This is a genomic window from Moorena sp. SIO4A5, assembly GCF_010672005.1.
In the GTDB taxonomy this organism is placed as follows: Bacteria; Cyanobacteriota; Cyanobacteriia; order Cyanobacteriales; family Coleofasciculaceae; genus Moorena.
Genome location: NZ_JAAHHZ010000352.1, coordinates 1 through 4,882 on the forward strand (window position 1 = coordinate 1; position 4,882 = coordinate 4,882).

At 47.1% G+C, this 4,882-nt stretch carries 4 protein-coding genes; 3 read left to right on the top strand and 1 reads right to left on the bottom strand.

Annotated features, from left to right (window positions below):
- The first annotated feature begins 30 nt into the window (after positions 1–30).
- Positions 31–354: a DUF1825 family protein gene (locus F6K57_RS36795; protein WP_070394592.1), complete on the top strand. Its 324-nt coding sequence runs from the start codon at positions 31–33 to the stop codon at positions 352–354.
- A gap of 120 nt (positions 355–474) precedes the next feature.
- Here the strand turns inward: F6K57_RS36795 and F6K57_RS36800 are convergent, their stop codons facing one another.
- The gene (locus F6K57_RS36800) at positions 475–2,286 is read right to left on the bottom strand and encodes a penicillin-binding protein 1A (RefSeq protein ID WP_364305648.1); all 1,812 of its coding nucleotides are present in this window, start codon (positions 2,284–2,286) and stop codon (positions 475–477) included.
- Between the two features lie 889 nt (positions 2,287–3,175).
- Here F6K57_RS36800 and tyrS point away from each other — a divergent pair.
- Both tyrS and pyrF read left to right on the top strand, forming a co-directional pair.
- Positions 3,176–4,408 carry a tyrosine--tRNA ligase gene (gene tyrS, locus F6K57_RS36805; RefSeq protein ID WP_293073205.1) on the top strand — a complete coding sequence of 411 codons (1,233 nt, stop codon included), beginning with the start codon at positions 3,176–3,178 and terminating at the stop codon, positions 4,406–4,408.
- A 169-nt stretch (positions 4,409–4,577) separates the two neighbouring features.
- On the top strand, positions 4,578–4,882 hold a 305-nt coding region (pyrF, locus tag F6K57_RS36810; protein WP_293073209.1), incomplete at its 3' end, for an orotidine-5'-phosphate decarboxylase.

Consider the following 4,882-nt stretch of genomic DNA (forward strand, 5'->3'; position numbering starts at 1 on the left):
TACAACCAAACCGGTTGACAGGTAAGAGCAATGGGTTTTTTTGATTCGGAAATTGTCCAAAAAGAGGCAAAACAGCTGTTTGAAGATTACCAAGACCTGATTAAATTGGGCAACGACTATGGCAAGTTTGACCGTGAAGGCAAAAAGATTTTCATCGATCAGATGGAACAGATGATGGAGCGCTATCGGATTTTTATGAAGCGCTTCGAATTATCTGATGACTTCATGGCTCAGATGACCATAGAGCAGCTCAATACTCAGTTAGGTCAGTTTGGGATCACCCCTCAGCAGATGTTTGACCAGATGAACATGACATTGGAGCGGATGAAGTCAGACGTAGAGAAACAATCGTAGTACGTTAGCCTTTGGTGGGGGTGGGGATAGATGGACATCTCCCAAGACAGCTGAGGGCTGAGAGTGCGTCAGTAGGGAGCCGCCAATCATGACGGCTGATATCCCTATTTTATCTAGAATTTATCTGGATCGAGGACGCTTAAATTTTGTGGGTCGAGGGAAGTATCTCACTGGCTCGTTCCGCAAAGCGTAAGCCATAAACCTCCGCCAGATCGGTGCGGCATAGCCACCACCTGTTACCCCTCGCCCAAGGGGTCGGTTGTTGTCTCGACCAATCCAAACTGCCGTAGCCATCTGGGGTACATATCCCACAAACCACACATCTCGCTCTGAAGAGGTTGTTCCCGTTTTACCTGCCGCCTGACGCCCGATGTGGGCAGATTTTCCGGTACCTCCGTTAATTACACCGGTTAGGGTATGGTTAAGGGAAGCAACCGCCCATTGATCTAGCACCAGCTTAGGCTTAGGGGTATTATCTAGCAGCACATTGCCTTTACTATCGGTCACTCGGACAATTAAAGTAGTGTCAGAGTGCCAGCCATTATTGGCAAAGGTAGCATAGGCTCCTGCCATTTCCAATGGTGTTACCCCAACTGACCCTAGGGGTAAGGATAACACTGGTTGCATGGGACTCTTAATCCCAAGGGTCTTAACCACATCAACGACTTTATCCAGTCCCACTCTCCTGCCAATCTTTACCGCTGGCACATTGCTCGATTGAACAATTGCGGTGCGAATGCTCATGGCACCAGAGTAGCCACCACCATAGTTTTTGGGTCTGTAATAGCCTCTACCATCTCGATAGCGCACGGGGGTATCGTAAACAGTGGAACCGGGGGCATATTTACCTGTGGCAAAGGCAGTATAGTAAACAAATGGCTTAAAGGATGACCCAGGCTGACGTCGAGCTTGAGTAGCACGGTTGAACTTGCTCTTTTCATAGCTGTACCCCCCGACTATCGCTTTCACAAAATGGGTACGGGGATCAACGGCGGCTAATGCCACTTGATTATCGTAAAGTCCACGGCGACGTAGGGTGTAATGAGCACGATTAATGATCTTTTCTGCCTGCTTTTGGAAGTAGTAGTCAACCGTGGTCTGAACTCGCATTCCGCCCTTGGTGACCGCCTCCTGACCAAATCGCTCTTTTAACTCCACGACAGCAGCTTCTGTGACGAAAGGTAATTTACTGGTCGTCCAGGAGGTACTTTTGCCAATTAACAGGGGCTGTTCCTTAGCTTCTTTTTCTTGGGCTGCTGTAATCCATCCCAAATCCCGCATCCGCCTTAAGACCACGGCTTGTCGCTCTTTAGCTTTAGAGTAGTTGCTGAAGGGACTGTATTCTTCTGGGGACTGAATTAGCCCTGCCAACATCGCTGACTCGGCTAAGGATAGCTCAGAGGCTGGCTTAACAAAGTAGCTCCGGGCAGCTGTTTCAATGCCATAGTTATTGTGACCCCAATAGATTTGATTAAGGTACAATTCCATAATCTCGTCTTTAGAGAAGATTTGCTCAACTCGGATAGCGAGTACAGCTTCAGTGATTTTGCGGCTAAAGGTGCGTTGCCGAGACAGAAACAGGTTTTTCACCAACTGCATGGTGATCGTAGAACCCCCTTCCACTACTGTCCCTTGTCTCCAGTTGACTAAGAAAGCACGACCAACGCTATTGGGGTTAACCCCATAGTGCATGTAGAAGCGACTGTCTTCTATAGCTAGTACAGCCCGCTTGAGTTGAGGGTTGATTTGGCCGAATTCGACCACTTCCCGATTTGCTTCCCCATGAAGGCTAACTAGGGGTCTACCCTTGACATCGTAAATGTAGGTTGTTTCTGTTGGTGTGTAGTTCCGGAGCATGCGCACATCTGGCAGGTTACGGAAGCTAGTCGCTAAGCCCACAAGTCCACCAGCTACAATCGAGCTAGCTAACATGGTAACCCCGAGGATAGTCCCTCCAGTTACCTGAGCCACCCCTTGCACAAACTGCAATACTTGTGAAGGCTTTCTTTTCCGATTTTTCCGATCTTGTGGTTGTGGAATAGTGCTAGATGACACGGTGATTTCATTTCCTTACTAAAGAACAGACATGTAAGCTAGGGGCTGTGCTTGGGGTGTTTTTTTTAATTTCTCTAAGAGGTTGTCTGAGAAGTCCCATTTGCTACATCCAAGCCCCCGTTGGTCCCCCAATTTTGGGGGACTTGTAGAAGCAAATGGACTCTTGTTCCCCCCAAAGTTGGGGGGCTAGGGGGGCAAAATTCAGTATCAAAAAACTTTTCAGATATCCTCTAAGTACCTTTCTATAAGACAATTCCAAGGATAGGTGGGCAGAGCAGGATGACTTACAAGTCTTGAGCATCGAATTTCTTAATAATGCCAGGAGGTTATGGATAAGTGTCAAGCCCTATAAGTAAGCTTCAACTTCAGCTTCAACTACTGTAGCGATAAATAATTTTTGAATTAGGGTTAATTCCAGCCAATTCATACCATTTTGTCTTCTACGACGGTCATTTCCCGTCTTGATGCAGTCCCTGTGGCAGATGCATCCACCGATTGAACCCTCGAGAAGCTTAAGGGTGGGGGATTTAATCGCTATGTTACAAGCGATGCAGCGCGGTCTTGGGGGTTTCCCCCACTCGCTATTGCATCAAGAAGAGTGGGCTTAATGGGCATGTCGTAAGGGTTGTCAACGGCCTTTTGTATAATAGTTAGCGGCATTTAGACATGGTGCATGGCAAGTGTCGGTCTAGCTGCTTAGAATTTGTAAACGATCCTTAAAATAAATCTAACTAACCTACTTAATTCCCAACCATAGTCCCAACCGATGTCAAATTTTGAAATCCCCCTTTCTAACGAGCTAGCTTGGCTAGACAGAGGTACCAGTGAAATTTTTCCCCTACAATCGGATTCTCAGGATCCGAGTGAAAATCTAGCTATTCGGCTCAAGCAAGCTGAGCGTCCCTTACGGGTCAAGTTAGGTATAGACCCAACCGGTGCCGATCTCCACTTAGGTCATAGTATCCCAGTCAGAAAGTTACGGGCATTCCAAGATGCTGGTCATACCGCTGTCTTAATTATTGGTGACTTTACCGCTAGAATAGGTGACCCTACTGGGAAGTCTGAGGTGCGTCGCCAGTTGACACCAGCTCAGGTCAAGGAAAATGCTGAAACTTATCTGTCACAGGTGCGCCCTATTCTAGATTTTGACACCCCAGGACGGCTAGAAATTCGCTATAACTCTGAGTGGCTTAACCAGTTGGATTTGTCTGAGATTATTGAGTTGTTAGCCACTATGACCGTAGGGCAAATGCTGGCTAAGGAAGGGTTTGCTGAACGCTATCAACAACAAAATCCTATTTTCCTCCATGAGTTTCTCTACCCATTGATGCAGGGCTATGATTCTGTGGCAGTCAAGGCTGATGTGGAGTTAGGGGGAACTGACCAAAAGTTTAATATTGCCTTGGGACGGGATTTACAACGGCATTTTGGGCAATCTCCCCAGTTCGGCTTACTGCTGCCAATTTTGATTGGGACGGATGGGATACAGAAAATGTCTAAGTCTTTGGGGAATTATGTTGGCTTGTCAGATGATCCCCTGACTATGTACTCAAAGCTGGAGGGGACACCAGATCATCTATTGAAGCAATATTTTGAGCTGTTGACTAATGTGCCATTGGACCAGCTTCCAGAAAAGCCACGGGAGCAGCAAAAACAATTGGCTCTGACTATTGTGACCCAATATCATGGTGAAGCAGCAGCAAAAGAAGCTCAGCAGGCAGCACTAAACTTAGTAAAGGGTAGCACTACTGGTACGGGGGATTCTGTCCCAGAATTTTCATTGTCTTCTGTGGAGTTTCCCGCTAAGTTGTTCTATATCCTTAAAGAATCAGGTTTGTGCCAAAGTAGTGGCGAAGGCAGGCGACAGATTCAAGGGGGAGGTGTTAAGTTGGATGGCGATCGCATTTCAGCGGTTGACCAGACCTTTGATTCCCCTGATCAATTGCTGGGAAAGGTTTTGCAGGTGGGGAAAAAGAAGTTTGCCCGTTTAGTTAGTTGAAGGTATCACTGGAGGTTAGGAGGTTGAAGGTTAGGAGGTTAGGAGGTTAGAAGGTTAGAAGGTTAGAAGGTTAGAAGGTTAGTAGGTTGAACGCGATCGCGTGGCCGAAAGGCCAGGGTTAGAAGGTTAGAAGGTTAGTAGGTTAGAAGGTTAGGAGGTTAGGAGGTTGATGGTTGAAGATCGGATTATTGTTCCTTTGGATGTGCCGAGCCTGGAAGATGCGATCGCATTAGTGGAACAGTTGCCTGAGGTTAGCTTTTGGAAAGTAGGTCTGGAACTGTTTGTGAGCACTGGTTCTGAGATTATTCATGCTCTCAAACATCGGCAAAAGCGGATATTTCTGGATCTTAAATTTCACGATATCCCCAATACGGTAGCTGGAGCAACAAGGGTTGCAGCCGCCTATGGTGTGGACTTAATCACCATTCATGCCGTTGCTGGTCGCAATGCTCTTAAACGAGCGGCTGAAGCGGC

Coding starts and splice junctions, on each gene's coding strand:
- F6K57_RS36795 (WP_070394592.1), top strand. CDS start 31: ATGGGTTTTTTTGATTCGGAAATTGTCCAAAAAGAGGCAAAACAGCTG.
- F6K57_RS36800 (WP_364305648.1), bottom strand. CDS start 2,286: ATGTTAGCTAGCTCGATTGTAGCTGGTGGACTTGTGGGCTTAGCGACT.
- tyrS (WP_293073205.1), top strand. CDS start 3,176: ATGTCAAATTTTGAAATCCCCCTTTCTAACGAGCTAGCTTGGCTAGAC.